Here is a 23,576-nt window from a genome sequence, read left to right on the forward strand (position 1 = left end):
TTCCAGCGCCATCTCCAGTATCTGTTCGTGGATCTCATCTGGTATCCGGTTCCACGCACGTCTGGGACCAGGGCGCTTATCTTCCAACGCATCTTCACCAAAACGCTGATAGAGGTCATACCAGCGGTAGAAGGTAGGCCGGGCGATGCCCAGCCTATCCAGTGTTTGCTTAGCTGGCAGGTGTGATCGTTCCACCAGCCTGATGATCTCCAGCTTCTCGGATGCAGGATACCTCATTCGTCTTCGTCCCCATCCCCGATCATGCTTTTTTTGAGAAGTCGGTTCTCCAAAGTCAGTTCTGCAACAACTTCTTTCAGGTCGCGGCCTTCACGGCGAAGTTCACTCACTTCTTCATTGTTGGCAGCACGCGCTGTGTCACCTGCAAGACGCTTCTTGCCAGCCTCCATGAAGTCCTTCGACCATTTGTAATAGACGCCTTGGGCAATGCCTTCTCGGCGACATAGCTCGGCTATCGTATCGTCACCGCGCAAACCCTCCAGTACGATCCTTATCTTCTCTTCTGCGCTATATTGCTTGCGGGTAGCACGGCGAATATCCTTCACCACCTGGTCAGCGGGCGCCTTGGAATTTTTCTGTTTTGATCTCATCTTCGTTCCTTACGTCACTACGATGATACCAAAACACTCACATGTTAATGAACCGCAATCTGTCTATCGAATGCTGACGGGGAACACGCGATGGCAAATTGTAAGAACTTTTGAGAAATGGATCTGCCGCACCTGCAGCATCCGGCTGTGTTTCGCTGTTGCTTTCCTCTGCGCCAGAAGCGTCGTCAGGATTATCTTTGACTGCTTGCCTGGCTTGATCGGAGATTTCGCGCGCCATTTGCCTGGCGATATTTGTGTCTCTGCCTGTCAATGTCGCCGCCCAGTCAGGAGACCGTGCAACAACATGCACACTGCGGGCTTCATGCAGATTTCCCGACGCATCTACAAATCCGGGAAACACGATTTTGAGTACCCGCTCGCCGGTCCGGGCGGTTTGTGCGGACGATATCAGGTTTCGCCTGCCGCTCGGCTGAGATTGCCCCAGCATTGCCGCGCTTGCTGCCGCATCAATTTGCGATGTCGGCGCGCAGCTACCGCCTGGCGCCTTGCAATCAAAACTGCCGCTAATATTGCTGCCCAGGCTGGCGCAAGCCGATAGGGAAAGGCTTGAAAGCGCAATCAAGCTTACCGGGTAACGCGCGCGGCTCATTTCGCACCTTTTGAAGTTGCGCTAAGGAATGCACGGATTTCCGCTGCACCGCGATAACCCTCGAGGACCGCGCCGTCACTTGCGCGCACCATGACCGGCGTTCCGGAAAAGCCGTGCCTACGTGCAAAAGCCTCATTGGCATCAAGACCAGATATGTCGCAGGATTTTTGTGGCTTCAGGCTTTCTCCGGAATAGGCTTGATGCAGTGCCTTTACAGGATCACTCGAACAGATCACCGCTTCCGCGAGTTTCCGGCTCTTTTCACCAAAGATCGAAATAGGACGCTCTTCAACGCGCACGCGCACTTTTTTAAGTTCAGCCGTCAACTGCTTGCAATAGCTGCAAAGAAAATCGGAAAACACGATGAGCTTGGGCCCGGTTTTCGCTCCCCAATGGATTGCTCCTGACGGCGTCAGGTCGGCGACGGGAACTTTGGATGCGGGTTCTTTGGCCGCATGTTTAGCATTAGACGGTGCGCGGCCATTTGCGCCCGCTGTGCCTGCGACCAATAGTTCCGGATTGAGTTCGAGCAGCTTGGCAGCGGTCAGATCAGCGCGGCTTTCCATGTCGTAGAGCCGCCCGACAAAAAGGTAACGCGCGCGTTCATCAATATAGAATAACGTCTTTTTGGAAACCACTTCGCACAGACCGCCAAATCCTTTGCAATTTAGGCTGGTGATTGGTGTTTTGGGGAGGCGCAGCTGGATTGCGGTTCGCACATCCTGGAGCATCCCTGCCGCATTGGCAGGAGCCGAGATGAAACTGGCAGCAACAAGGCCTGAAACAATCCCGCCGCTCGCAACCGCGAGCGCGATCGCTGCTGCCTTTGATTTTAGGTTCCTATGCATTTTTTGATATTTGAGATTCACTTGTTTTCACTCCTTACATGGACGCCGTCGAGAAAGACGATCTCGACATCGATGCCGGTCGGCATCTCGACGACAGGTTGATATTGTTCGGCTCGTTCGATGAGATATTTGGAGACGGTGTCGGCTGCATCGCCTGCGCCCTGACCAAGGCCGCCGGTCAAAATGTCGGCGCCCGAAAGATTTTTACGGTTTCCATCCTCGCCAATGCCGCCGGTAAAAATACTGTTGGCATTGGCCGAAAAGCCGCGACCAAACCCGCCGACAATCCCCGCGAGCAGCGCCTGGCTGACAAGACTGCCCTCGCGGCTCACCACGCGGCCGCGCACGCCGGATTTCCCCGCAAAGCTGATAAAACCTTTGACTTCGCTGACGGCAACGCGCCCACCGGGCTGATTGCAAGTCATGCGGGCAAGTTTCACATATACTTTTTCCGCTGAGAGATCCCCGCGCGCCGCGCCGTTGACAATGCAGCCGGTAATATTGGTGGTTAAGAGCTTGCCGTTTTTGACAACCGAGCGGGCAGGGCCGGTAATACGTAGCACCACAGGCAGCGGATCGCTCTGGCTTGCAACGCCGACAGATGCATCCACGCCGACAATGACTTTGGCCGGTGCATAGCTGTTTGGTGGCAGATATTCCGGGCTGTCTTCGAGTAGCAGCGGTGAAATATCTGCGCTGCGGGATTTAGCTTTCTTGTTCGAAGATTTTGCGCTTTCAAAACTAAGGGTTTTAACCGCGCTTGATGGTGATCCGCCCGCACTGACCGCCGTGCCGTCCGGATTTCCAAGCGAGCTGGATTGTCGGCCAAAATCTCCGGCCTCCGGACCGTAAGCCGGTGGTTGCGCTGGCGGCGTTGCCGCCTCTGCTTCTGCTATCTGCGATTTGAGCGCGGAATTTTCCGCCGAGATCGCATCAATGGCGGCCTGACCGTTGGCGCGCATTTCGTCATTTTGCTGCCGTAGCGCTTCGATTTGTTCTTCGATTTCGCGGGTTGGCAGCTGGGTTTCCTTGAGCGCCTTTTGATCCTGCGTGAGTTTATTAAGCCTGTTTTCATAAGCCGCGACAAACTCGCGCTGGGAGAGATTACGGTTGACCAGACTGCCGGCGTCAATTGTAACGATGCCGTTTTCGTCCCCAGCTGCATCTTCGCCGTCACCGCCAAATAGAAACCAGATACCGGCGATCAATGCGAGACTGCCGATACCGGCAAGGAGCATGTTTTGCCGCCGCGCGATCTGCTTGTTGAGACCCGCGCGCGCCTTTCCCTGATTTTCATCGGCATTTTGGGCAGGGGCCGTTTTGCTCTCGCTCATCGGGCGGTCCCCCGCGCCGCGGTGACCACATAGGCTGATGTGCTGGTTCCTGCCTCAAGGATGTCCTGCGCAATGGAAATCGCGCGCGCTGATTTGGGTGCGAGCTCGGCTTCACCCAGCTTGATTGCCGTATTTCCGCGATTGGTTAGAACAAACTGCTGCGCATTGAAGCCCGCGCCGCGATATTCCGCGACAAGCTGCACTTCGATATCGCCCGTTCGAACAGGGCGCATCATGCGTTGATGCACGCTGTAACCGGGAGGAGTCACGCCCTCCGCCATGGCTTTTACCAAAGCGATGATGGTCTGGTCTTCGCTTCTTTCGTTTTCCCATGTTTCCGCTGCGGGTTTGGCAAGGGCAGGATTGGTTATAAAAAGTTGATGCGCTTCGATCGGTTCCGTGCGGCAGGCAAATTTATAAACAAAACCCTGTTTGCTGGTGGCGAAGAAACTGAGTGAATTTGCAGCAAAACTGGGCGGTACGGAAATATAGATATCGCCGCGGACCGGTTCGTGCGTTACGCCAAAATCATTATAGGGATAGCCCGATGCGATTTTTGAAACGCTTGAAAATTCATCGCCGACCAACGCGATACGGGTGAGTTCATCGCGCGATAATGTGCAGTCAATCCGGGCATTGTCCGCCGTCTCGACGAACTGGTCAGCCAGGGCAGGGCTGGCGGTGAGAGAAGCAGCGGCTACCAAAAGCGCCGCCCCGAGCGTTTTGAAACCTGTGTCCGGGCGTCTGGTAACTCCCCAGCTAAAGCTCGCCATACCGCTGCCAAACAGACAGGCGGATGATAGTGAAAACATGCTGCTCATCATGAGGCATCCTTTTGGTTGGTCTTTTGATTGTTTTTTTGGTCGGCATCGGTTGGGACTTGCGCAAAACCGGTGAGCGCAAGCCGAAGACCGGAATATGACCAGCGAAAAACAAATTTGCGTTCCTCGCTGGCAATCACCTGCGCGCCCACAAATGTCTTGAGCGTGCCGCTGACTTCGGACCGGAGTTCTTTGGGGTCGATGCTAAGCGAACGGATGACAAATGCTTGCGCGATATCCGAGCCGCGTTGTTCGGAGACGATTTTGACCAATTCTGATTTGAGACGGCCATGCGCTCCGGGGTCGGCCAATTTAAGTATCTGCTCCATCCAGTAGTCCAGGCCTTCAGGGCTGCGGTTGAGCAGCATGAGCGCGGTGTCGCGGGTGACAAGCTCCAGATATTCATCAGCAACGCCCGCGCTTGACAGGGTGAGCGATTGTCCGGTCACCGGCACCAGCACGATTTCCCGCGATTGGGTCGTGGCGGCCGTAATGGCGACCAGACTGGTGACAGCAAGCCCGGCAGCCAGGAGTGCGAGCCAGTTGCGTTGACGCAGCAGGCGCTGCGCTGACCGATGTGCGATATGTGCTTCCATCCTGTCCTCCTTCAACCGGCCAAAAGTCGGCAGTGGGAGGGCGGCGTGGCTTTTAATCCCAGAAATGATCCGGGCAGATACCAGTAGACAGCATGCAGGAGCTGCGCGCTCGCACCGCCGGATTTTGCTTTTCGAAGCGCGAACCAGGCGAAAAATGCTAAGGCGATTCCTACAAAAATATGCTGCGCTAATATGCCCCAGGCGAACGGAATGATGAGGCCAAGAAACTCGTCGATTGTCCAAAATCCAATGAGTTCAGGGTCATCCAGCCGCCGGGGTAATAGATATCTGTCAGCCATTCGTGCCGCCCTCCTTGCCAACCGCAGTCGTTAAATGACTGCGGTGACAACAGAGGTGACGATGGGAACGCCTGTCCCGACACCGATACCGACGCCAACAGGGACTGCAATCTGCCCCAACGAAAAGCGTCCCGAGGCAAGGCCGATCAGACCGGCAGCGAGGCTGAGTACGGTGATTATCTTGCCGCCAGAGCCTTCGAGAAAATCGGTAAATTTGGTCAGCGCGGGATCAAAAGTGTTATCCGCACCGGCATATGCAGCGCCAGCACAGGCGAGCGCAATCGCGGCAGGGAGGATATAGTCGGTAACGCGAGTGCGTTTGGTTTGTGTCGTTGTGGTCATTGAAAATCACTTTCGCTTGAGAAACATGAAACAGCATGTGTTCGCTGTATGTTCTTAGTGCGCCAGTGATCCTCTGTAGGAAAACAGGAAATGGGTTTTGGTGGATTTCATCAAGCGAAAAGTGACAATTTCGGGAGTGCTGATCAGAATCTGCGCGGTTGGTGCTGCCATTTGCGTCGATTGTGCCGGAATATGCGCGGTACCTGCCGGATTTTGCGCAACACTGACCGGATTCTGCGCGAATCACATAGAAATAGTGATTCGAAATTTCCTATTTGTTCTATTTATGTTCTTTTCGTTTTCCTACAGCCCTTTGATCAGACTAATAGATGAGTCGCTCCAATATGAAGACGGATGGATGACATGACAGACCAATTTGAGATTTCTGAACAACATATACGCACCGGGCTATCTGCCTTGCTGAAAGCGGCTGCGAACTCTTCAGGGCGGCCGCGCTGCTCGATTGCGCGTGAGGCTAATCTGCATCGTGATGCACTCAGACGCGTTCTTCAAGGTGAGCGCAACCCGACAGTGGGTGAAGTATTACGGATATTAAACGCATCTGGCGCAGCTCCGCACGCGCATATGACATTATATATAGCCGGCGACGGGAACCGTGCGGCAGAATGGTTGCAAACCGACCTTGCCCTATTTTTTGACGCATTTGTTCGCGCTCTACCCGCTGCCCTTGAGCAGCAACTGGGAAATCAGCTCCACGATATCAAACCGCGATGGGCCAGGGGTACTGCACAGCGGGTAGCGCGATTGCTTGCCGAGAATATTGATGAACTTGCCCGGAAGGATGCTCTTCTGGGTGATGGCACCGACCGAATCAATGGAAGCGATCATGAGCGATGAGATTTTAGAACAACCTCCCTCAAGATTAATCCGGCTAAGCGAAGTACAACACCGGGTGGGGCTAGGACGATCAACTATTTATGATTGGATGAATAAAGGCAAATTCCCCAAAGCGCATTCGCTGAGCAGGTATAATGTTCGATGGTTGGAGAGCGATATCGATGAGTGGATTGCCGCGAAGTCATCGCTCAATACTAGCCAATGATAGTTTTCAGAGTTCGTTTGCGAAACCAGCATACTCAAAGCCAGTGGTCGGCCACATTGGTCAGAGACATAAGGCCGTATGGCAATAGGTGGCACCGACGGTGCTCCAGTTTTGTTCAATATCTATGCGGCAGATAGCATTCTTTTCGCGGCTTTCCTTGAAGCCGGATCCTGCGTCAGCTTTGCGCCCCAGTATCAGACTTAGGTATCCTAAATCTTAGGCCCTGAAAGCGGACATCCCAAAAGCCATGTCAAAGTTATAGGAATCGACGTTGAAACCCGCTCATGTTAGAGTTTGCTTTGAACAAGAGGAACAAATGTCGGCTTCACCTAAACAGCAATATTTGGTCAGAATTGGCGCTCTCCAAAATTTTGATCAATTGTGCATCGAACTGGGAATCGATCCAAATCCGGTGCTTCGTAGATTGGGCCTAAACAGAAAATATTTGGAAACCGGTGATTTGCTGGTGGAAGTTGGCCGAATTGCCAGCGCACTTGAGTTTGTAACCCGGCTAAGCAACCGCGATGACATTCCACCGTTACTTGCGTTAGATCAAAATAGAGACTTTCTGGGCGACTATGGTCACCTGCTGACAAGCTCGGCCAATATGGAGGAGTTTCTCCTCGAACAACGTGCATTCCTCTATACTCATGCCCAACCAGTTAGATCAGAATTTGAGGTTGAAGGAGATTTAGTCAGAGTATCTTTTGAAGTAATTGCCCCACATCTTTCCGCGTTACAGCTGGACCTGGGCGTGAAGCTGACATTGTCACAGTTTCGTATGGTTACAAACCGGGCGGCGGGAAAGGTGTTGCCGCTGCGACGTGTTTGTTTTCGAAGCAAGGTTCCAGACTATCTATCTACGTATCAATCGATGTTTGGCGATGAACTGGAGTTCGATGCTGACTTTGACGGTCTCTATTTCAACGCTGAAATTTTCAAATGGGAGATACAAACTGCAAACACGACGCTGCATCATTATGCTAAAGAACGAATTTCGAAGATTGCGCCCGAAAGCGACTTCATTGATCAGTTGGAGGGACTGGTTCGATTTCATCTTCCAACACAAAAAGCGTCCCTGACAACACTAGCCAATCAATTGGGCTGCAGTGAACGGACTATCCAGAGGCGTCTGGATGCGCACGGACAGGAATCTTTTCAATCCCTTTTGGATCGCGTCAGATTTGAAATTGCGGAACAATATCTCGTTGTTAGCAACCTGCCGATGACTGAAATCGCCTATGCAGTGGGTTACTCCGATCAGGCCAATTTCACTCGCGCCTTTTCGAAATATACAGGCAGTTCTCCGAGTCAGTTTCGCAAACAACGTTCTTCCGGGTGAACCGTAGCAGCTCTGATACTGTCGCGAATTAACAAATCTATGTCGCGATATGACAAGCGAATCTGCCCAAGACCCTTCACAACTCGAACATCCTGGGGAATTCTAGCTGATTGCCCTCGATGCAAACGCTGAGCATTGGTTCAGCGATTATTGGGAGAGGGAATATGAAACGGGCAAATAACCTACGCGCTCTGGCCATGACGGCCAATGAAATGTCGGGGCAACGTCAGCTTGGTACGATATTACTGTGTCTCGGCTGTTCAACAGTGATTGTTGGTACATTAGCCCTGTCGGCAATTGGCCAGGTTCCAGTCTGGATAGCTGGCGTCGCAAACTATTTCGCGATATATTCGATGTACACCGCATTGCATGAAGCAGTACACGGCAATATCGGCGGTACCGCCAATGGAGACTCATTTGTTGATCGTCTGATTGGCCGGGTCGCCGGGTTTTTTACACTGGTCCCTTTCAGCGCCCATAAAACCATCCATCTGGATCATCACAAATATACCAATGATCCGGCCCGCGACCCGGATCACTATATCAAGGGTAAGAATTTTCTCGATATTCTGCTGCGCTGCATGACCATCACGGTCAGCTATGTGTTTCATGCTCGGCGTAACTGGGATCAACCACGGATGCGTTCCGCCTTCTGGTGGTCGGTATGGGCCTTTGTTCAGACCGCGATCATATTGACCGCACTGGGCTTGATTTTCGGATGGCAACTACCGGTAATCGGTTATCTGATCCCGGCAATGATTGCGACGCCGACTCTGGGCTTCCTGTTCGACTGGATCGTGCATAAACCGCATGAGGATCCAGCCCGTTTCCGCAATACCACGGTGTTCGAAGGTAACGTCAACTGGCTCGATCGGCTCTACACCTGGGCGACGTTGCAGCAGAGCTATCATGGCATCCATCACGCCTTTCCACGGATTCCGTTCAACAAGTACCGCACATTTTTCAAATCACATCGCATGGAACTAATGGATTCAGGCTTACCCGTGAAGCGGTTCTAGATCCTGCTCGCGAAGATGAACGCCGGCCCGATTTGTTTTCGTAAAACATTCTCCATGAGAGGGATAAGTTATAGTGCAAACGGAATTTGACTATGTGATAGTAGGTGCGGGATCGGCCGGATGTGCAATTGCCGCGCGTCTGACCGAAAACCCCAATATCTCGGTTTGTTTGCTGGAGGCCGGTTCGAAGGACAGCAATCCCCTAATCCATATTCCGGCCGGTGTTGTTGGGCTGATGCCGGGAGGCAAAAATAACTGGGCTTTTGAAACGGTTCCGCAAAAGGGATTGAATGGTCGTACCGGCTATCAACCGCGCGGCAAGACGCTGGGTGGTTCCAGTTCGATCAACGCGATGGTCTATATTCGCGGTCATCGGAATGACTACGACCGCTGGGAGAAAGAAGGAGCGACCGGCTGGAGCTATGACGATGTGCTGCCCTATTTCAAGAAGCTGGAGAATTTTGAACCCGGCGCGGATCAATATCACGGTACAGGCGGCCCGCTAAACGCCACAACGCATCGCACACGCAATCCGTTGAATGAACATTTTCTGGAAGCGGGGCGTCAGCTTCAACTTCCCGCGACCGATGATTTTAACGGGGCGCAGCAGGAAGGACTAGGCTGGTATCATGTTACGCAAAAAGATGGCCAGCGGCACAGCGCCGCTCGCGCCTATCTCTATCCCAATATGGATCGCTCCAATCTGACCATCATCACTGATGCGAAGGCGCAAAAAATAGACTTTGAGGGCAAAAGAGCGACCGGCGTCAGTGTCACCGTCAAAGGACGTACAGGAACGATCAAATCCAAGTGCGAGGTGATTGTGTCCGCCGGTGCGTTCCAATCACCACAATTGTTGATGCTATCCGGCGTTGGCCCTGCTGCGCATCTGCAAAGTCATGGAATTGATGTCGTCCATGACAGTGCTGAGGTAGGACAGAATCTGCAGGATCATATTGACTATGTGCTAAGCTATTCCAGCCCATCGACCGGCACATTCGGATTTTCAGTCAGGGGCTTTCCCAAGATGCTTGGCGAAATGTGGAAATATTGGCGTAAGCGTGAGGGGATGTTTGCGTCTAACATTACCGAGACGGGCGCTTTTTTGAAAAGCAATCCGGATCTGGAGCATCCAGACCTTCAATTGCATTTTGTCACCGCGCTCGTAGACGATCATGGTCGCAAATTGCACTGGGGCCATGGGATTAGCTGCCACGTCTGTGTCTTGCGCCCCAAAAGCAAGGGTTCGGTTACATTGGGCAGCAATGACGTTAGTGCAGCGCCGGTTATTGATCCCAATTTCCTGACCGAGGATGAGGATATGAAAACCCTGCTCAATGGTACAAAACTGACCCGGCGAATCATGGAGGCACCTGCCTTTGATGCCATCCGCGGGAAGGAGCTTTATTTGCAGGGCATCGAAAGTGATGATGATCTGGAGGCGGAAATCCGCGGGCGAGCAGATACGGTGTACCACCCTGTCGGAACCTGCCGCATGGGATCGGATGCGGGTGCCGTTGTCGATACCGAGCTGCGCGTAAACGGCCTAGAAGGATTGCGCGTCGCCGATGCCTCAATCATGCCCAGTTTAATATCCGGTAACACCAATGCACCCAGTATCATGATCGGCGAGCGAGCCGCAGATTTTATGAAACAGGCGGCGGCTGGACAGGCTTAACCGCGAGAGCGAATGAGAGGATATAGATAATGGACTTACTGACAAAAGATGAACACGACTGGGATCACTATACCGGCGAGTCGCTGGAGCGAACAGTTGACTATTGGGGTGCGATATTGGGCATTCACGATGATCAACATGTGGACGTACTGTATCGGTGGGCACCCAAAGCATATTGCCATTTTCACCGACATCTCGCGCCGATCTCATCGATCGTGCTGCAGGGTGAGTTTCATGTCTATGACTATGAGGATGGCAAGGAAGTGGGGCACCGCATTCGTCAGGTTGGTGACTATTCCTTCACCAACAATATAGAAGATCATATCGAACAGGGCGGACCGGACGGCGCGTTGGTAATGTTCAGTCTCTTTGCTCCCGACGGACTATTAACACAGCGGCTGGATGACAGCGGATCTGTCATGCAATCCATAACCGTTGACATGCTGAAAAAGCGTCAAACGGGAATATTGTGAGGCCGAAGCTTGGTTCTGCTCAATAAAACGGAGCACCCGTTGTGTCGTGATATGACAAGTAGATGACGTGATTTGACAAGAATTTCAAATGTTGTTCGGCGATCATCTCTGCGGGTGGGAGATTTGCTGTCCAAATAATTCAAGGCAATTGTTGCCGCGCAACTGGGCTTTTCAATTTCGCTTTACCGAGATTGGAAATGCTGCTGCGCTATGGGAGGAAGAACTATGAAAAATATACTTTACACAACTGTATCCAGTATCGGATTGCTGCTTGCGACACCGGCACTGGCACAGGACAATCAGGATGATGGTGCAAATGACGACAATGTCATCATTGTGACTGCTCAGCGTCAATCACAAAGTCTGCAGGAAGTTCCAGTTGCAGTTTCGGCTTTTGATAGCAAGGCTCTGGAATCACAACAGATTGAAAACGCATCGGATTTGCAGCTCACGCTTCCTAATGTAACGTTTACAAAAAGCCAGTTTACCGCATCAAGCTTCACCATTCGCGGCATTGGCGACCTTTGTGTTGGCGTCAGCTGCGATAGCGCAACCGCTATTCACCTGAACTCGGCACCGCTGTTCAGTACACGCCTTTTTGAAACTGAATATTTTGATCTTGAACGTGTTGAGGTTCTGCGCGGTCCACAAGGAACTTTGTTTGGTCGGAATGCAACGTCCGGCGTGGTCAATGTTGTGACCGCCAAGCCCAATCTTGGCGAATTCGGTGCTTCGATTGACGCCGAATATGGCAATTTCAACAGCACCAAAGTGAAGGGCATGGTGAACGTTCCGCTCGGCGATTCAGTGGGCGTCCGTCTGGCCGGTTTCTACCTCAACCGCGATGGTTTCACGCAGAATATTTTCAACAACACGGATATTGATGGCCGCGATATGTACGCGGTCCGTGGTTCCATCCGGTTTGAACCAGGTCCGGACACCACAATTGATCTGATGGGCTACTATTTCCGCGAAGATGATGATCGTCTACGCAGTCAAAAACAAACCTGTCAATTTGATCCAACCGGTGTTCTGGGTTGTTTGAATGGTCGGCGGGATTTTTCCAATATTAATACCAATTCCGGTTTTACCGGAACATTGAGCTCGGCAGAATTTCTGGCTTTCCAGCTGAGAGGAACGCCGCTTGCAGCACTCGCTCCCTCGTTAGCGCTGGGCAGCCTATACGACGGTCAAGGTTCGCTATTCAACTCGGTCGAGCCACAAAATGTCCGGCAGGTCAACACCGCCTACACGCCGGAATATTTCACTGACGAGTTACAGATACAAGCCCATATCGACCATAATTTTGGAGCGGTTCAGGCCAGCCTGACAGGCACCTACCAAGAAACCGAAGTTAATTCGACACAGGACTACAACCTCGGAATTCAGGATCGTAGCCGTTTTGTCACCGCCTTGAATACAATTTCGGCTGTTCCACTATTTCAACCCGTAGCAAATGCCGTCATTCCCAACGGTCCCAACGGTCCCATCTGTACGTCAACAACCGACCCAACCGGTTTCGGTTCGTATGGCGGCAACCGTGTCTGTAACGATGTTCCATTATCCTTTGACCGTTCAAGTTCCAAAACAAAATCGTGGTCAGTTGAAGGGATACTGTCCAGTGATCTGGATGGTCCATTCAATTTCCTGCTGGGGGGAATCTATGCCGAGCACGAGGTAACCGACAACAACTACTACGTGAACACATTTGCGATCGACTATATCTCAGGACTGTTGGGCGCTGGAAATGGGGGGTTTCTCGCGACACCATTTTTCCGAAGCAACACGCCGAACTTCAAACTCAAGTCATATGGTATCTTTGGAGAGGTCTATTTCGATCTTACCGATACTCTAAAAATCACCGGTGGCCTGCGATACAATAACGACAAGAAGAATCTCACCGCTCGTTCAACGCTGGCCAATTTTCCAGTTCCTTTCGGATTTAACGGTGCGAGTGTTTTTGATGCGCCGGCCGCTGCCACCTACGACGCTGATGCGGCTTTGGCTGGTGTCCAACCGTTCCAGGTTCGCACTGTCGGCTTCGATGAAATTACAGGGCGTGTTGTTGTGGACTGGCAGTTTTCGCCGGACAACCTGCTCTACGCATCCTATTCCCGGGGTTACAAATCGGGTGGTATCAATCCGCCGGTTCAGCCGATTTTTGCCGTACCAGATACATTCGCTTCGGAATCTATCGATGCCTTTGAAATTGGATCGAAAAATACGTTTGCCGACGGTAAGTTGCAGCTCAACGCAACAGCATTTTACTACAAGTATAAAGACCTTCAACTCAGCCGCATTGTGGCCCGTACATCGATTAACGACAATATCGACGCTGATGTTTACGGTATCGAGCTGGAAGCGGTTGTCCGTCCTGACCCGGATTGGTTGATCAACATGGGTTTCAGTTGGTTGAAGACCAAAGTGACCGGAGACAATCTGCTCGCCAATCCACGTGATCCGGGCGCTGGTGATCCAAACGCCGTTATCATCAAGGATATTGGTAACGCGTCCAACTGCGCGGTAACCGGCAATAATGGAGCCGATGCCAATGCATTTGTTGGTGCCATTAACGGTGCTCTCGGATTTAGGGGCCCTACACCGTTCCCGTCAGATGGCGGGATTGCATCAACGGGTGCTTTCTCCTTCTGCGGTATATTGCAGGCTGCTGCTGCCGGTAACATCGGTGCAGCCTCCGCGGCGCTTGCGCCGTTGCAGCCATTACTCGATGCATTAGGGACCTTTACCCTGCATGGCGCAGGTGTGGAAACCAATGTTCGTGGAAACGCATTACCACAGGCTCCCACCACCAAATTCTCTATTGGTGTCCAGCACACGGTGAACTTCGATAATGCGATGACCTTGGTCCCGCGTGTTGATGTTGCCTACACGGGCGAGAGCTTTGGTAATATTTTCAATGGACAACTCAACCGGATCAAAGGCTTCACGCAAGTGAACGCTTCAATCCAGCTGAACAGCGCTGATGAGAACTGGTATGTGAAAGGCTTCATTCAAAACGTGTTCGACAGCAATTCTGTTACTGGCATCTATACAGTTGGAGCGGCTTCCGGGCTGTTCAACAATATCTTCACGCTTGATCCCCGTCGTTACGGGATCAGTGCTGGAATCAAGTTTTAGTTCGGCTTTGCCGGACTATCTCCCTGAGGGGCAGGTGAAAATCTGCCCCTCACCCAGGGTCGACAGAAAATCGAAATTACGGTCGCGCGCCGGTACTTGATCGATCAGTTTAACAATGCGGTTGTTAGTTTATGGAAGGATGAGCTTTCCGATTATCTGAAAGAGACACTTGTCGAACAGGAGGAAGCTTCCGGAAATTGAAGACAATATTGTCTTGTTGCACCGACAGAATTGGGGCGAACAGGGACAGGATTTAGGAGACGATATCATGCGTAAGCATCTTTACACCACCATATGTGCTACTGCGCTGGCTTTGTCCGGTTGTAGTCAGTTGGAAAGCGGATCATCGGGCTCTCGCGATGTTGTGGACAGTGATTATCCTGAACAGGTTTTCTGGGGCGATACTCATCTTCATACCGACAACAGTATGGACGCTTTTGGCTTTGGCAATCGACTGAATGCCGAACAGGCCTTGCGTTTTGCTCGAGGGGAAGAAGTAACCGCGACCAAGGGATCCAAGGCCAAGCTGTCACGGCCACTCGACTTTCTGGTCATTGCCGACCATAGCGACGCGCTGGCCGCGACAAAAACTCTTTACAATACACCGCGCGCCGAACTGCTGGCTGATGGATTCATGTTGCGTTGGTATGACATGATGCACGAAAGTGACGAAGGCTCGCTGCAGGTCACGACGGAACTGATTGTCGGTGCGGCTGACGGTACTCTGCCTGAGGCTTTTTTGGATCCGAAAGCCAATGAGAAACGTAACCGTGATGTTTGGATCGAACATGGAAAAGTTGTCGATCAATACAACGAGCCAGGCAAGTTCACCGCGTTCATGGGCTATGAGTACACACCCTGGCCGGAAGGCAATAACCTACACCGGGTAGTGATGTTCAGAGATGGTGCGGACAAAGCTACACAGGTCCTGCCGCTGGGTTCGACCGGTCCGAATGGAAATCCTGAAAACCTTTGGAATCATATGGCTGCCTATGAAGAGAAAACCGGTGGAAAAGTGTTGGCCATGCCGCACAACAGCAATGTGTCCAACGGCCGCATGTTCGAAATGCAGCGCTATGACGGCAGCCCGATTGACAAAGCCTATGCCGAAACTCGGGCCAAATATGAGCCAGTAGTGGAAGTTACCCAGATCAAGGGTGATAGCGAGAGCCATCCGTTCCTCTCCCCCAACGACGAGTTTGCCAGCTATGGCGATGCCGCATGGGAGGAATGTAATCTGAGTTGCGCTATCAAAACAAAGCCCGAAGATTACGGTGGCAGCTACACCCGTGAGGCTCTGAAACGCGGCTTGCAGCTGATGAAGGAAATCGGCGTCAATCCGTTCAAGTTCGGCATGATCGGTTCGACCGACAGCCATACCTCATTGGCGACTGCGGACGAAAATAACTTCTATGGCAAGCATAGCGGCAATGAACTGAACAACAAGGACCGGGTTATGGCCTCACAGAGTCTGGCCACCGATAATGGCCGATTTGGCTGGCATTACCTGTCCAGTGGTTACGCCGCGGCATGGGCGACCAGCAATACAAGAGAAGCTATTTTCGATGCGTTCCAGAGACGGGAGGTTTACGCCACCACTGGTCCACGCATGGCCGTGCGCTTCTTTGGCGGATTTGAGTTTACAGCCGACGATACCGATGAGCTGGTCAAAACCGGCTATACCAAGGGCGTGCCGATGGGCGGTGATTTGGTCGGAAGAAATGCCAACAAAGCGCCAACCTTCCTCATCAGCGCGACCATGGATCCTGAAAGTGCAAGCCTCGACCGGATTCAGGTGGTCAAAGGCTGGCTTGACGCCAGTGGCGAAACGCAGGAGAAAATCTATAACGTGTCCTGGAGCGATGCCGGAAGCCGGAAGATCGGCGCAGATGGCAGTTTGACGCCGACTCCCAATTCGGTTGACCTGACCAAGGGTACCTGGGACAACGCAACCGGTGCTCCGGAACTTGTGACATTCTGGCAGGATCCTGATTTTAATGCCGCGCAGCACGCGTTCTACTATGTTCGCGTGCTGGAAATCCCAACGCCAACATGGCCCGTCTACGATGCCTTGAAGTTTGGTCTGACGCTGCCGGATGATGTCATCAAAGTCCAGCAGGAGCGCGCCTATACATCTCCGATCTGGTATTCTCCAAGGGGGTAGGACGTTTCAGCCAAATCGAATTCCGCAACTTGTTTCTTTTGAGCAAACCACAGGGATTACAGAAAGTGGGACCGAAAGCAGATGGCGATTCCCACAGTGCCGCTATTTGGGAAACGGTAGGCGCATGCATTGTTCTCAATGCGTGCATTTCACGTCTGTCATCCGCCGCAAAGGCGGATCGGCAGATTTGTGCACAGCAGGGATAACCATGATATTTAGGAAACCGGCATGTACCATGGAGGAATTGGGATATGATAAGCAAAGAATTCAAGGAATGTCTGACAGACGTCTATCATGGCGAAATTGCAGGCGAGGTCGCCACAGATATTTTGCTCGCCAATGCCGAGGATGCAGAGCAGACATATATTCTCGGTACATTACTGCAGTTTGAAACGGAGGGTAAGGCCATCGTCAGACCGCTGCTCACGCGCTGTGGATTGGATCTGTACGAAGATGAAGAAAGTCGAACCAACGGGAAAAATCTTGGTGAGCAAATGAGTGCTTTGCCTTGGACCGATCGTTTTGCTACGCTACACGAACTGGTCAGTGTCAACTATCTGCCGCGCTATGAGGAACTGGCGATGCTTGTTTCTGCTGAGGAAGACGCTGAGGCTGCGCGCATTGCCATATTCATGGGTGATCATGAAAGGGCATTTGTCGAAGTCGCCAGCAATATCGCCAATAACCGACCCGATCCGGCTGCGCCCATAACCAAGTTACTGCATTTCCCTTTGCCATGCGCAGGCACAGAAAGGTTACGCCGGGACGGGTGAGTAAACGGATTGTATCAACTAAAATGACTGCTGTTGTTCCTAAAGCAGCCAAAACCAGACAGTCCGCTCCCGGCCCAGAAACTGCTGGTCAGCTATGCGCCTCAGTTTCGGACAACGTCATGGATTCTGCTTTATCCAGAACACAGACATCAGAAATGATGATCAACGCCGTCGATGGTGGAATACAAGTCAGTCGTTGGTTTCGCCATCTAGATAGTTTTCTTTGATATACCTTGATGTAAAGTTTTGAGGTGGGCTCGACCGATCTGGCCTCCCTTTGGGCGTCAAGTCCATGAGATTCCAATAGGGCCAAATCATATCGAGGTCGTTACTGGTCAGTTCGGTACCCCAAAAGTGAAAAATGCCGTCTTCGGTCTTCTTAAAGACGTGCATAGTTGGAAATTGTCTATCGTCCGAATTGCTCTGGCAATTGTAGTCAGCTTGGTAAGAACATTCATACCCGGAAATAATATCGATCTGTGACCATCCTCGCTTATTGGCCCAATCGTTAATTCTGATCGCCGGTGCCTTTCCGACTGTAAAAAAAGCGGCGTCTCGTGACACGGAGTATGCCATGCGATCAAGTGCATCGACAACAGACGTGCATGATGGACATGGATTGTCCCAACTTGGACCGAACATGAAGCTGTAAAGAAGCAAAGTGTCTTTGCTTCCGAACAATTCCGAAAACTTGACATTCTGTCCTAGTTTTTCATTTGATGCCCACTCAAAAATGTAGTCTTCTTTCAGTCGACCTCCCAGCGGCAGCTGACGACGAAGTTTCGCAACAGCTTTTACATGATCCACTAGCGCCGCTTCCTCTTTCAAAAGTGCATCGCGAGACTCACGGTACTCTTTTGATTCATTTGGATAGCGCCGTTCGGACATCACTCCCTCCCAAAGTTTAACTACATACTCACATTTATTGGTCGGCGCCGCAACTAGATCTTCGAATTGATAGCGTGAGTATCTTCTGCCCGATATGATACCACCAGAAGAAACTCACCAAATTACTCGAATGCCTTGTAAGGGCTAAATCGAAACGCATCAGGCCTGTTTTCTTATGCCTGCTTTTGCGCCAAAAGTAGTCTATTTCTAGTCGCTTTTTTGAAAGAACTTGGAACGGCCAATAGCTAATGCCCGCTTGGCGGGAGCTATTCGAAACCCTGCGCTGGGTTCCGGATCGCAATTATCGTTCCTTGATTATCCCGGCAGATCGCAAGCTTTCCAGATTGCGGTGAATGCTGCTCTAATATTTCTCCTCCGGAACTAACGACAGACGACAAACATTCATCTAGATCCGCTACTGAAAAATAGGCTGTTCGTGCATCCATGGCGGTGCCTTCAGATAGACTCAATCCTGACGAGGTGTTGGTTACTAATCCATGTTCATCAATCTCCCAGCCAAACACGGTCTCGTAGAAAGGTTTTGCCGCACCCAAATCGGGGACGGTCAGTGTAAAAAATCAAGCTCGGCTGCCATAAGTTCCTCCGCAATTGATGGTTCTTTGTTCCATACATAATTTTGAACCCCATGTCCGCTTTTGCGCCTGTTACAGAGTGGCAGCAAACACAGGTTAGCTTGCTTGCTAATTGATATGCCCACGTCCACACTGGCTTCCAATAGAGGTCAATTGATAACGTCGGAGGAAGTAGTGATGCAACCGCGAATTACATCGAGGAAAGAATGGCTCAAAGAGAGGAGAACTTTGCTAAGAGATGAGAAAGCGCTCATCCGATACAAAGATTATATTGCTCAGCGTAGACGTGAACTGCCTTGGGTTAAAGTCGATCAAGATTATGAGTTTATAACTAATTCCGGATCCAAATCGCTCCGCGAATTATTTGGCGAAAGCACTCAACTCATAGTGTACCATTTTATGTTTGGCCCCGATTGGGATCAAGGATGCCCCGGTTGCTCTCAGGTTGCTGATAGCTTAAATTTCTCAATCCCACATATTGAATGCCGCGACGTGTCAGTCGTTGCCGTTTCGCGAGCAGACCTCGAAAAACTGAACGCATATAAGCAACGTATGGAATGGTCATTCAATTGGGTCTCTTCGTGCGACAGTGAATTCAATTATGACTATTACGCCTCCTACAAAGATCCTGGTCTTTCTAAGAAACGATGGAATTTTCAGACGATTGAAGCCGAGTTAGAAGAGATGCACGGAGTAAGTGTGTTCGTCCTTCACGAGGATGAGATTTATCATACCTATTCTTGTTATGCCCGAGCCGTCGAGCTGCTGATGGTGAACCACCAATACTTGGATCTGTGCCCTAAGGGTAGACAAGACGATGTTTACGATACTACGCGACGCGCTTAGAGTTGATTGCGGGTAAAAGAAATTTGATCACCGCTAGCTGAAACTCTACCCGTTCTTACGCAATTGACGGCCATGACCACATATCTCGAAAGCGGATATTAGAAAGTTAGCGGAAGCCTAAATGTGAATGACTTCATAGTCTAATATTGACTCCTCCTGCTCCCTTGCCAGTTGCTTGCGTATTTGTTACGCAAAACTATGCGAAATGAATGATTTAGAAATAGAATAGCCCATCGACTCAACTCTCCGTCGAATTTTTTGACGCTAGAGTTTCGATGATCTGCCAACGCTTCGACGCTCGTCGATCATTTCTGGTGTTCAGCATGCTCCTCAAAAATAAGTCTCGTTCATTCACGCCAGAAGTGCGCGTAAGCTTCTTTTATTTCATTCAAGCGATGAGCGTTGGCGTCGTGAATGCCTTCGCTGGAATATGGCTAAACTCAATAGGAATAACTGCCAGCCAAACCGGTGTCATTTTCGCTGCACCTGTGGCGCTAATTCTCATTGTTGGGTCATATGTTGGCCGCTTGGCTGACCGAGCAACGGACTGGCGAACAGTGATCGTACGCGGGGCAATCCTTTCGGCATTACTACCGGTATTACTTTTTGCCGCTCAAGGCTTTTGGGGCGTTCTCATCGTCTGGACATTGGCGGTCACATCGCAAATGGCAATATTGCCAGTTACCGATGCGGCGGCTCTTCGTATGAGCCGACGCCGAGGCAATGATTTTAGCCGGTACTATGCCTGGAAAACATTCGGCTATCTTTTAATTGTCGTACTGTCGGGTTTTTTGTTATCAGAGTTCGGTGCTCAAATATTTTTACCGCTATTTATTGGCTTTTCGATATTGCGCGGCGTTGCCGCCCTCGGGCTTCCAAAGTTTAGAAGTTACACCTTAACAACAGCATCCACAAAGAATCTACAAAAGAGTTTCAACATTTGGCAGCCATGGTTTGTTTTACCTTTGGTCGCCTGGTCATTGGTGCATTGTACGCATTTTTTATTGAGCGGCTTTGTCGGACTTTTTTGGTATCAGCAAGGCCTGTCTGAGTTTTCAATAGGAGTATTGATAGCGGTAAGTGCATCGTCCGAAACAATAATGTTTCTCGTATTCAAACAATTTTTGCGCTGTGTTTCGGCACGTCTGCTGATCTTAGTATCTTGTTTGGTTGCAACTCTCCGATGGATACTTCTGTCACTGGAACCCGGATTTGAAGTTCTTGTTCTTGTTCAAATCTTGCACGCTTTCACTTATGCACTCGGCTTTCTGGCATGCACAAATTTCATCGCTGATTGGACCGGTGAAGAGATTGCTGCAGAAGCACAGAGCTTCTTTGTTGTGCTACAATCGGCGACAGCAATTTGTGCGTTAACAAGTTTTGGATGGTTGTCACAAGCGATTGGAGCGAAAGCCTTTATGGGAACCGCTGGCTTGGCATTTATAGGTTCTTTGCTGGTGTTAATGTCCATGGTGTTGAGAAATTCTAGAACTTGAATTCACTATCAAAAACCTAATGATGGCCTATTGTGCAAAAGTCGGAATTATGCATTATCCTAAGAAAATTTCATGTTCCGCAAACTCATGCTCATACCGACGATACTCAAATACATAGACCATCCCTAACAACCAAACAGCGACCAATATGTGAAATAGGTGCCAGCTAATATCTGGACTTATTTGCGGAGAGTGACGGATCAGCAACAAGTTAATCAGAAATATTGAAACAATGGCTGCTAAAGAAACTCGTCGAGCGATCGTGCTGGCAGGAATCAATGCCGCCGAAACTATCGCGACAGAAAGCCAAGCAATGAATAGTGGTGTATTGAGCGTTGGAAATTTAAACGCTGTCACCGAGCTGACAACGACTAACAGCAAGACGAACCATCTTAGGACTTTAGTTCGGTTTACTAGTGGCTCTGCTAAAAGAAGTTGGGCCGAAACCAGAGCCATTGCGACGGAACCACCGGTTTGGGAAAAGTTTTTATGAAAACTGGCCAGCTCCTCAATCTGATTGGTACCAAATCGATATACGCCGATGGCAGCTGCAAATCCGAAAATGGCAATCCCTAGTGCTGCAAACCAATGGTTTAATCGTGATAAACGCAGCACACACCAGATAGCGGCTAATACAATGAGCGCCTCTGAGATCGCATAGTGTGGACCAGCCATGATTTAGGCTGTCTTCAACTGGGGAGCATCAGAAGGGTTTGGACTTTCCAAGCCATTTTGCTTTTGCTCGTGTTCACGTTTGATATCTGTCGACGACTGACGCGATCCATCGTGGCTCCAACCTGGAGGTGCCAAGACATATAAGATACGCTGCCACAAGCTCAGCCCTCGTTTGGAAACATCTTTGGCGATCCCCCAATATTCGTGAAAAATAATTGTGATAGGGTTTAGAGTTTCAAGGTTTTTGACCAAGCCGTAGTCAACACGATCCTCATCATCTTCTGCGACGAAAGTCCCGAACATCTTATCCCATATGATCAATGTTCCTGCATAATTGGCATCCAGATATTGCGGGTTCCGGCCGTGATGAACGCGGTGGTGCGACGGAGTGTTGAAGATAGCTTCATACGAACGAGGCATCTTGTTGATCAGCTCGGTGTGCAGGAAAAACTGATAAGTCGGATTGATCACTCCGCAAAATAGGATGAGGATAGGATCAAAACCGATGAGAACCAGTGGTACTTTGAACATCATGGTTCCGGTAAAATGCTTGGTCCAACCCTGACGCAGAGCAACTGAGAAATTGAATTGCGTGCTACTATGATGGGTAACATGCATCGCCCATACCCAGCGGCAGCGATGGGCTACGCGGTGATGCCAATAGAAGCGCATGTCATCGATGATGAAGCAGGCGATAAGTGCAGTGATAGATAGCGGGATCGCATAGATTTGAAATTGCTGTGCCCAGAACAGAGCGCCTACCGATATAAAGGCCATCGCACCATTGGTAACCGCACTGACCAATCCCATAAACATGGACACACCATTGTCTTTCCAGTCGCCGGCGCCCCGCTCGTGAAAAAAATGATTGAAGATTGATTCGAAGAAGATCGCGGCGAAATAGAGCGGTATCACGATCATCGCGATATTTGATGTTACAATGGCTTCCAAAGTCATGACGCCTATCCTTCCCGATTGCTGCAAATTTGTTGGTAGCAGGGCTCACTATTGAAATATATTGAGAGTTTGGACCATATATGTTACTTAATGGAACATATGGATGAACTACGACTCATGCGCCATTTTGAAGCGGTGTACCGGCATTCCAGTTTTTCGAATGCCGCGCAAGAATTGCACCTCACACATTCCGCTCTCACCAAGAGCATAAAGTCGCTGGAGGCAAATTGGGATACTCCTCTATTCCACCGCACAACTAGAACCGTGGTGCCAACTGAGGCTGGAAAAAAGCTATACCCTATGGCGATTGACCTGATCAACTTTGCCAAGACTGTTAGAACCGAAACGCAAAGCGGTGAACATACGCTTCGAATAGTCAGCGGACCTGCCATCTTGGATACAATGATCCATCCGGCCATCACGAGATTTGCCGAGCGCTATCCGAACACGAAAATCAATGCAGAAACCATGCCGCCATCCCTTGCTGTTGAAGAATTGATTCAGAGGCGCATTCATTTGCTTTTGTACAATGAGGCAACGCTCAGCAAGATGCCTCATATTGATCGGCTGAAGATCAAGAAGATTGTTGAAGAACCATATTATGTGATCGCGCGGCCGGGGCATCCCATCCAACACACGGCATGCCAATTGCCAGACATTGTTCAATGTGACTGGGTTATCGCTGGCTTCGACAATTTGTTTGAAATCAGCCTGCCTCAAGAAACTCAAGCCTTGTTGAAGCAAAATGACTTTCCCAAATATCGTCTGTTAAGCCAGGCAGCATGCATTGATTTGGTTAAGCAGTCCGATATCCTGACCTCCATCCCCAAATCGGTTGCAGACCCAATGATCAAAGACGGTAAAATCGATGGCTTCCCGCATCCTGAGAGCTTGCAATTTTCGGTTAGTTCGGCCGTTCTTGCCGATGCAGGATCAGAACCGACCGTAAACCATTTTATTGACTGCATGTAGGCGGTGAGAGCCGATCAAAGTCTGATTTTTATGTCCGATAA

Annotated in this window: 23 protein-coding genes and 1 pseudogene; 12 read left to right on the plus strand and 12 right to left on the minus strand. The window is 50.5% G+C overall.

Translation table 11 applies throughout. The annotated features are described in order from the left end of the window. From DK507_RS09915 to DK507_RS09950, 8 genes and pseudogenes are all read right to left on the minus strand, one after another. Positions 1–608, minus strand: a pseudogene (locus DK507_RS09915) (transposase); the annotation flags it as partial. Positions 609–645: 37 nt separating this feature from the next. Then, the gene (locus tag DK507_RS09920) at positions 646–1,218 is read right to left on the minus strand and encodes a hypothetical protein (protein WP_109356266.1); all 573 of its coding nucleotides are present in this window, start codon (positions 1,216–1,218) and stop codon (positions 646–648) included. Next, positions 1,215–2,066, minus strand: a complete 852-nt coding sequence (locus DK507_RS09925; protein WP_109357602.1) for a DsbC family protein — start codon at positions 2,064–2,066, stop codon at positions 1,215–1,217. Before DK507_RS09925 ends, DK507_RS09920 begins: the two co-directional genes overlap by 4 nt. A gap of 17 nt (positions 2,067–2,083) precedes the next feature. Further along, a complete protein-coding gene (locus DK507_RS09930) occupies positions 2,084–3,400 on the minus strand; it encodes a TrbI/VirB10 family protein (protein WP_109356267.1) in 1,317 nt (438 codons plus the stop codon). Next, on the minus strand, positions 3,397–4,224 hold the full coding sequence (locus tag DK507_RS09935; RefSeq protein WP_367889559.1) for a type-F conjugative transfer system secretin TraK: 828 nt from the start codon (positions 4,222–4,224) through the stop codon (positions 3,397–3,399). The genes DK507_RS09930 and DK507_RS09935 overlap by 4 nt, the downstream gene beginning before the upstream one ends. Next, the gene (locus DK507_RS09940) at positions 4,221–4,817 is read right to left on the minus strand and encodes a type IV conjugative transfer system protein TraE (RefSeq protein ID WP_109356269.1); all 597 of its coding nucleotides are present in this window, start codon (positions 4,815–4,817) and stop codon (positions 4,221–4,223) included. The genes DK507_RS09935 and DK507_RS09940 overlap by 4 nt, the downstream gene beginning before the upstream one ends. 11 nt (positions 4,818–4,828) lie before the next feature. Further along, complete coding sequence (gene traL / locus DK507_RS09945; RefSeq protein WP_109356270.1) at positions 4,829–5,116, minus strand: type IV conjugative transfer system protein TraL; 288 nt, start codon at positions 5,114–5,116, stop codon at positions 4,829–4,831. A gap of 30 nt (positions 5,117–5,146) precedes the next feature. After that, positions 5,147–5,458 (minus strand): hypothetical protein, encoded by a 312-nt coding sequence (locus DK507_RS09950; RefSeq protein WP_109356271.1) that lies wholly within the window; start codon positions 5,456–5,458, stop codon positions 5,147–5,149. Between the two features lie 363 nt (positions 5,459–5,821). Here DK507_RS09950 and DK507_RS09960 point away from each other — a divergent pair, with 363 nt between their 5' ends. The 9 genes from DK507_RS09960 to DK507_RS10000 all read left to right on the plus strand — a co-directional run bounded on the left by DK507_RS09960 (position 5,822) and on the right by DK507_RS10000 (position 17,108). Next, positions 5,822–6,316, plus strand: coding sequence for a hypothetical protein (locus tag DK507_RS09960; RefSeq protein WP_109356273.1), 495 nt, complete (start codon positions 5,822–5,824; stop codon positions 6,314–6,316). Further along, positions 6,306–6,521 (plus strand): AlpA family transcriptional regulator, encoded by a 216-nt coding sequence (locus DK507_RS09965; RefSeq protein ID WP_109356274.1) that lies wholly within the window; start codon positions 6,306–6,308, stop codon positions 6,519–6,521. The genes DK507_RS09960 and DK507_RS09965 overlap by 11 nt, the downstream gene beginning before the upstream one ends. 271 nt (positions 6,522–6,792) lie before the next feature. After that, a complete protein-coding gene (locus DK507_RS09970; RefSeq protein WP_162558997.1) occupies positions 6,793–7,863 on the plus strand; it encodes an AraC family transcriptional regulator in 1,071 nt (356 codons plus the stop codon). A gap of 164 nt (positions 7,864–8,027) precedes the next feature. Continuing rightward, positions 8,028–8,882: a fatty acid desaturase gene (locus DK507_RS09975; protein WP_162558998.1), complete on the plus strand. Its 855-nt coding sequence runs from the start codon at positions 8,028–8,030 to the stop codon at positions 8,880–8,882. A 73-nt stretch (positions 8,883–8,955) separates the two neighbouring features. After that, on the plus strand, positions 8,956–10,560 hold the full coding sequence (locus tag DK507_RS09980) for a GMC family oxidoreductase (RefSeq protein ID WP_109356277.1): 1,605 nt from the start codon (positions 8,956–8,958) through the stop codon (positions 10,558–10,560). 29 nt (positions 10,561–10,589) lie between these two features. After that, the gene (locus DK507_RS09985; RefSeq protein WP_109356278.1) at positions 10,590–11,033 is read left to right on the plus strand and encodes a hypothetical protein; all 444 of its coding nucleotides are present in this window, start codon (positions 10,590–10,592) and stop codon (positions 11,031–11,033) included. Positions 11,034–11,258: 225 nt separating this feature from the next. Then, positions 11,259–14,171: a TonB-dependent receptor gene (locus tag DK507_RS09990; protein WP_109356279.1), complete on the plus strand. Its 2,913-nt coding sequence runs from the start codon at positions 11,259–11,261 to the stop codon at positions 14,169–14,171. A gap of 268 nt (positions 14,172–14,439) precedes the next feature. Continuing rightward, positions 14,440–16,335: a DUF3604 domain-containing protein gene (locus DK507_RS09995; protein ID WP_109356280.1), complete on the plus strand. Its 1,896-nt coding sequence runs from the start codon at positions 14,440–14,442 to the stop codon at positions 16,333–16,335. A 251-nt stretch (positions 16,336–16,586) separates the two neighbouring features. Continuing rightward, positions 16,587–17,108, plus strand: a complete 522-nt coding sequence (locus DK507_RS10000) for a hypothetical protein (RefSeq protein ID WP_109356281.1) — start codon at positions 16,587–16,589, stop codon at positions 17,106–17,108. A gap of 189 nt (positions 17,109–17,297) precedes the next feature. Here DK507_RS10000 and DK507_RS10005 read toward each other — a convergent pair whose 3' ends face one another. Both DK507_RS10005 and DK507_RS18230 read right to left on the minus strand, forming a co-directional pair. Next, a complete protein-coding gene (locus tag DK507_RS10005; protein WP_109356282.1) occupies positions 17,298–17,996 on the minus strand; it encodes a DUF899 family protein in 699 nt (232 codons plus the stop codon). 266 nt (positions 17,997–18,262) lie between these two features. After that, positions 18,263–18,565 (minus strand): VOC family protein, encoded by a 303-nt coding sequence (locus DK507_RS18230; RefSeq protein WP_367889564.1) that lies wholly within the window; start codon positions 18,563–18,565, stop codon positions 18,263–18,265. A 201-nt stretch (positions 18,566–18,766) separates the two neighbouring features. Between DK507_RS18230 and DK507_RS10010 the strand changes: the two genes are divergently transcribed. Both DK507_RS10010 and DK507_RS10015 read left to right on the plus strand, forming a co-directional pair. Next, positions 18,767–19,435, plus strand: a complete 669-nt coding sequence (locus DK507_RS10010; protein ID WP_162558999.1) for a DUF899 domain-containing protein — start codon at positions 18,767–18,769, stop codon at positions 19,433–19,435. Between the two features lie 275 nt (positions 19,436–19,710). Next, positions 19,711–20,931 (plus strand): MFS transporter, encoded by a 1,221-nt coding sequence (locus DK507_RS10015; RefSeq protein ID WP_109356284.1) that lies wholly within the window; start codon positions 19,711–19,713, stop codon positions 20,929–20,931. Positions 20,932–20,985: 54 nt separating this feature from the next. Here DK507_RS10015 and DK507_RS10020 read toward each other — a convergent pair whose 3' ends face one another. Together DK507_RS10020 and DK507_RS10025 are read right to left on the minus strand one after the other, a co-directional pair. Further along, a complete protein-coding gene (locus DK507_RS10020) occupies positions 20,986–21,606 on the minus strand; it encodes a hypothetical protein (RefSeq protein WP_109356285.1) in 621 nt (206 codons plus the stop codon). Positions 21,607–21,609: 3 nt separating this feature from the next. Beyond that, positions 21,610–22,521 carry a sterol desaturase family protein gene (locus DK507_RS10025; protein WP_216822379.1) on the minus strand — a complete coding sequence of 304 codons (912 nt, stop codon included), beginning with the start codon at positions 22,519–22,521 and terminating at the stop codon, positions 21,610–21,612. Between the two features lie 132 nt (positions 22,522–22,653). On the opposite strand from DK507_RS10025, the gene DK507_RS10030 reads away from it, so the two are divergent. After that, positions 22,654–23,535, plus strand: a complete 882-nt coding sequence (locus DK507_RS10030; protein WP_109356286.1) for a LysR family transcriptional regulator — start codon at positions 22,654–22,656, stop codon at positions 23,533–23,535. Positions 23,536–23,576 lie beyond the last annotated feature (41 nt).

It is taken from the genome of Sphingorhabdus sp. EL138, from assembly GCF_900258045.1.
Taxonomy (GTDB): Bacteria; Pseudomonadota; Alphaproteobacteria; order Sphingomonadales; family Sphingomonadaceae; genus Parasphingorhabdus.

Bases quoted from the DNA above. Each gene is read 5' to 3' on its own strand.
- DK507_RS09920 (WP_109356266.1), bottom strand. From the start codon at position 1,218: ATGAGCCGCGCGCGTTACCCGGTAAGCTTGATTGCGCTTTCAAGCCTT.
- DK507_RS09925 (WP_109357602.1), bottom strand. From the start codon at position 2,066: ATGCATAGGAACCTAAAATCAAAGGCAGCAGCGATCGCGCTCGCGGTT.
- DK507_RS09930 (WP_109356267.1), bottom strand. From the start codon at position 3,400: ATGAGCGAGAGCAAAACGGCCCCTGCCCAAAATGCCGATGAAAATCAG.
- DK507_RS09935 (WP_367889559.1), bottom strand. From the start codon at position 4,224: ATGATGAGCAGCATGTTTTCACTATCATCCGCCTGTCTGTTTGGCAGC.
- DK507_RS09940 (WP_109356269.1), bottom strand. From the start codon at position 4,817: ATGGAAGCACATATCGCACATCGGTCAGCGCAGCGCCTGCTGCGTCAA.
- traL (WP_109356270.1), bottom strand. From the start codon at position 5,116: ATGGCTGACAGATATCTATTACCCCGGCGGCTGGATGACCCTGAACTC.
- DK507_RS09950 (WP_109356271.1), bottom strand. From the start codon at position 5,458: ATGACCACAACGACACAAACCAAACGCACTCGCGTTACCGACTATATC.
- DK507_RS09960 (WP_109356273.1), top strand. From the start codon at position 5,822: ATGACAGACCAATTTGAGATTTCTGAACAACATATACGCACCGGGCTA.
- DK507_RS09965 (WP_109356274.1), top strand. From the start codon at position 6,306: ATGAGCGATGAGATTTTAGAACAACCTCCCTCAAGATTAATCCGGCTA.
- DK507_RS09975 (WP_162558998.1), top strand. From the start codon at position 8,028: ATGAAACGGGCAAATAACCTACGCGCTCTGGCCATGACGGCCAATGAA.
- DK507_RS09985 (WP_109356278.1), top strand. From the start codon at position 10,590: ATGGACTTACTGACAAAAGATGAACACGACTGGGATCACTATACCGGC.
- DK507_RS09990 (WP_109356279.1), top strand. From the start codon at position 11,259: ATGAAAAATATACTTTACACAACTGTATCCAGTATCGGATTGCTGCTT.
- DK507_RS09995 (WP_109356280.1), top strand. From the start codon at position 14,440: ATGCGTAAGCATCTTTACACCACCATATGTGCTACTGCGCTGGCTTTG.
- DK507_RS10000 (WP_109356281.1), top strand. From the start codon at position 16,587: ATGATAAGCAAAGAATTCAAGGAATGTCTGACAGACGTCTATCATGGC.
- DK507_RS10005 (WP_109356282.1), bottom strand. From the start codon at position 17,996: ATGTCCGAACGGCGCTATCCAAATGAATCAAAAGAGTACCGTGAGTCT.
- DK507_RS10010 (WP_162558999.1), top strand. From the start codon at position 18,767: ATGCAACCGCGAATTACATCGAGGAAAGAATGGCTCAAAGAGAGGAGA.
- DK507_RS10015 (WP_109356284.1), top strand. From the start codon at position 19,711: ATGATCTGCCAACGCTTCGACGCTCGTCGATCATTTCTGGTGTTCAGC.
- DK507_RS10020 (WP_109356285.1), bottom strand. From the start codon at position 21,606: ATGGCTGGTCCACACTATGCGATCTCAGAGGCGCTCATTGTATTAGCC.
- DK507_RS10030 (WP_109356286.1), top strand. From the start codon at position 22,654: ATGGAACATATGGATGAACTACGACTCATGCGCCATTTTGAAGCGGTG.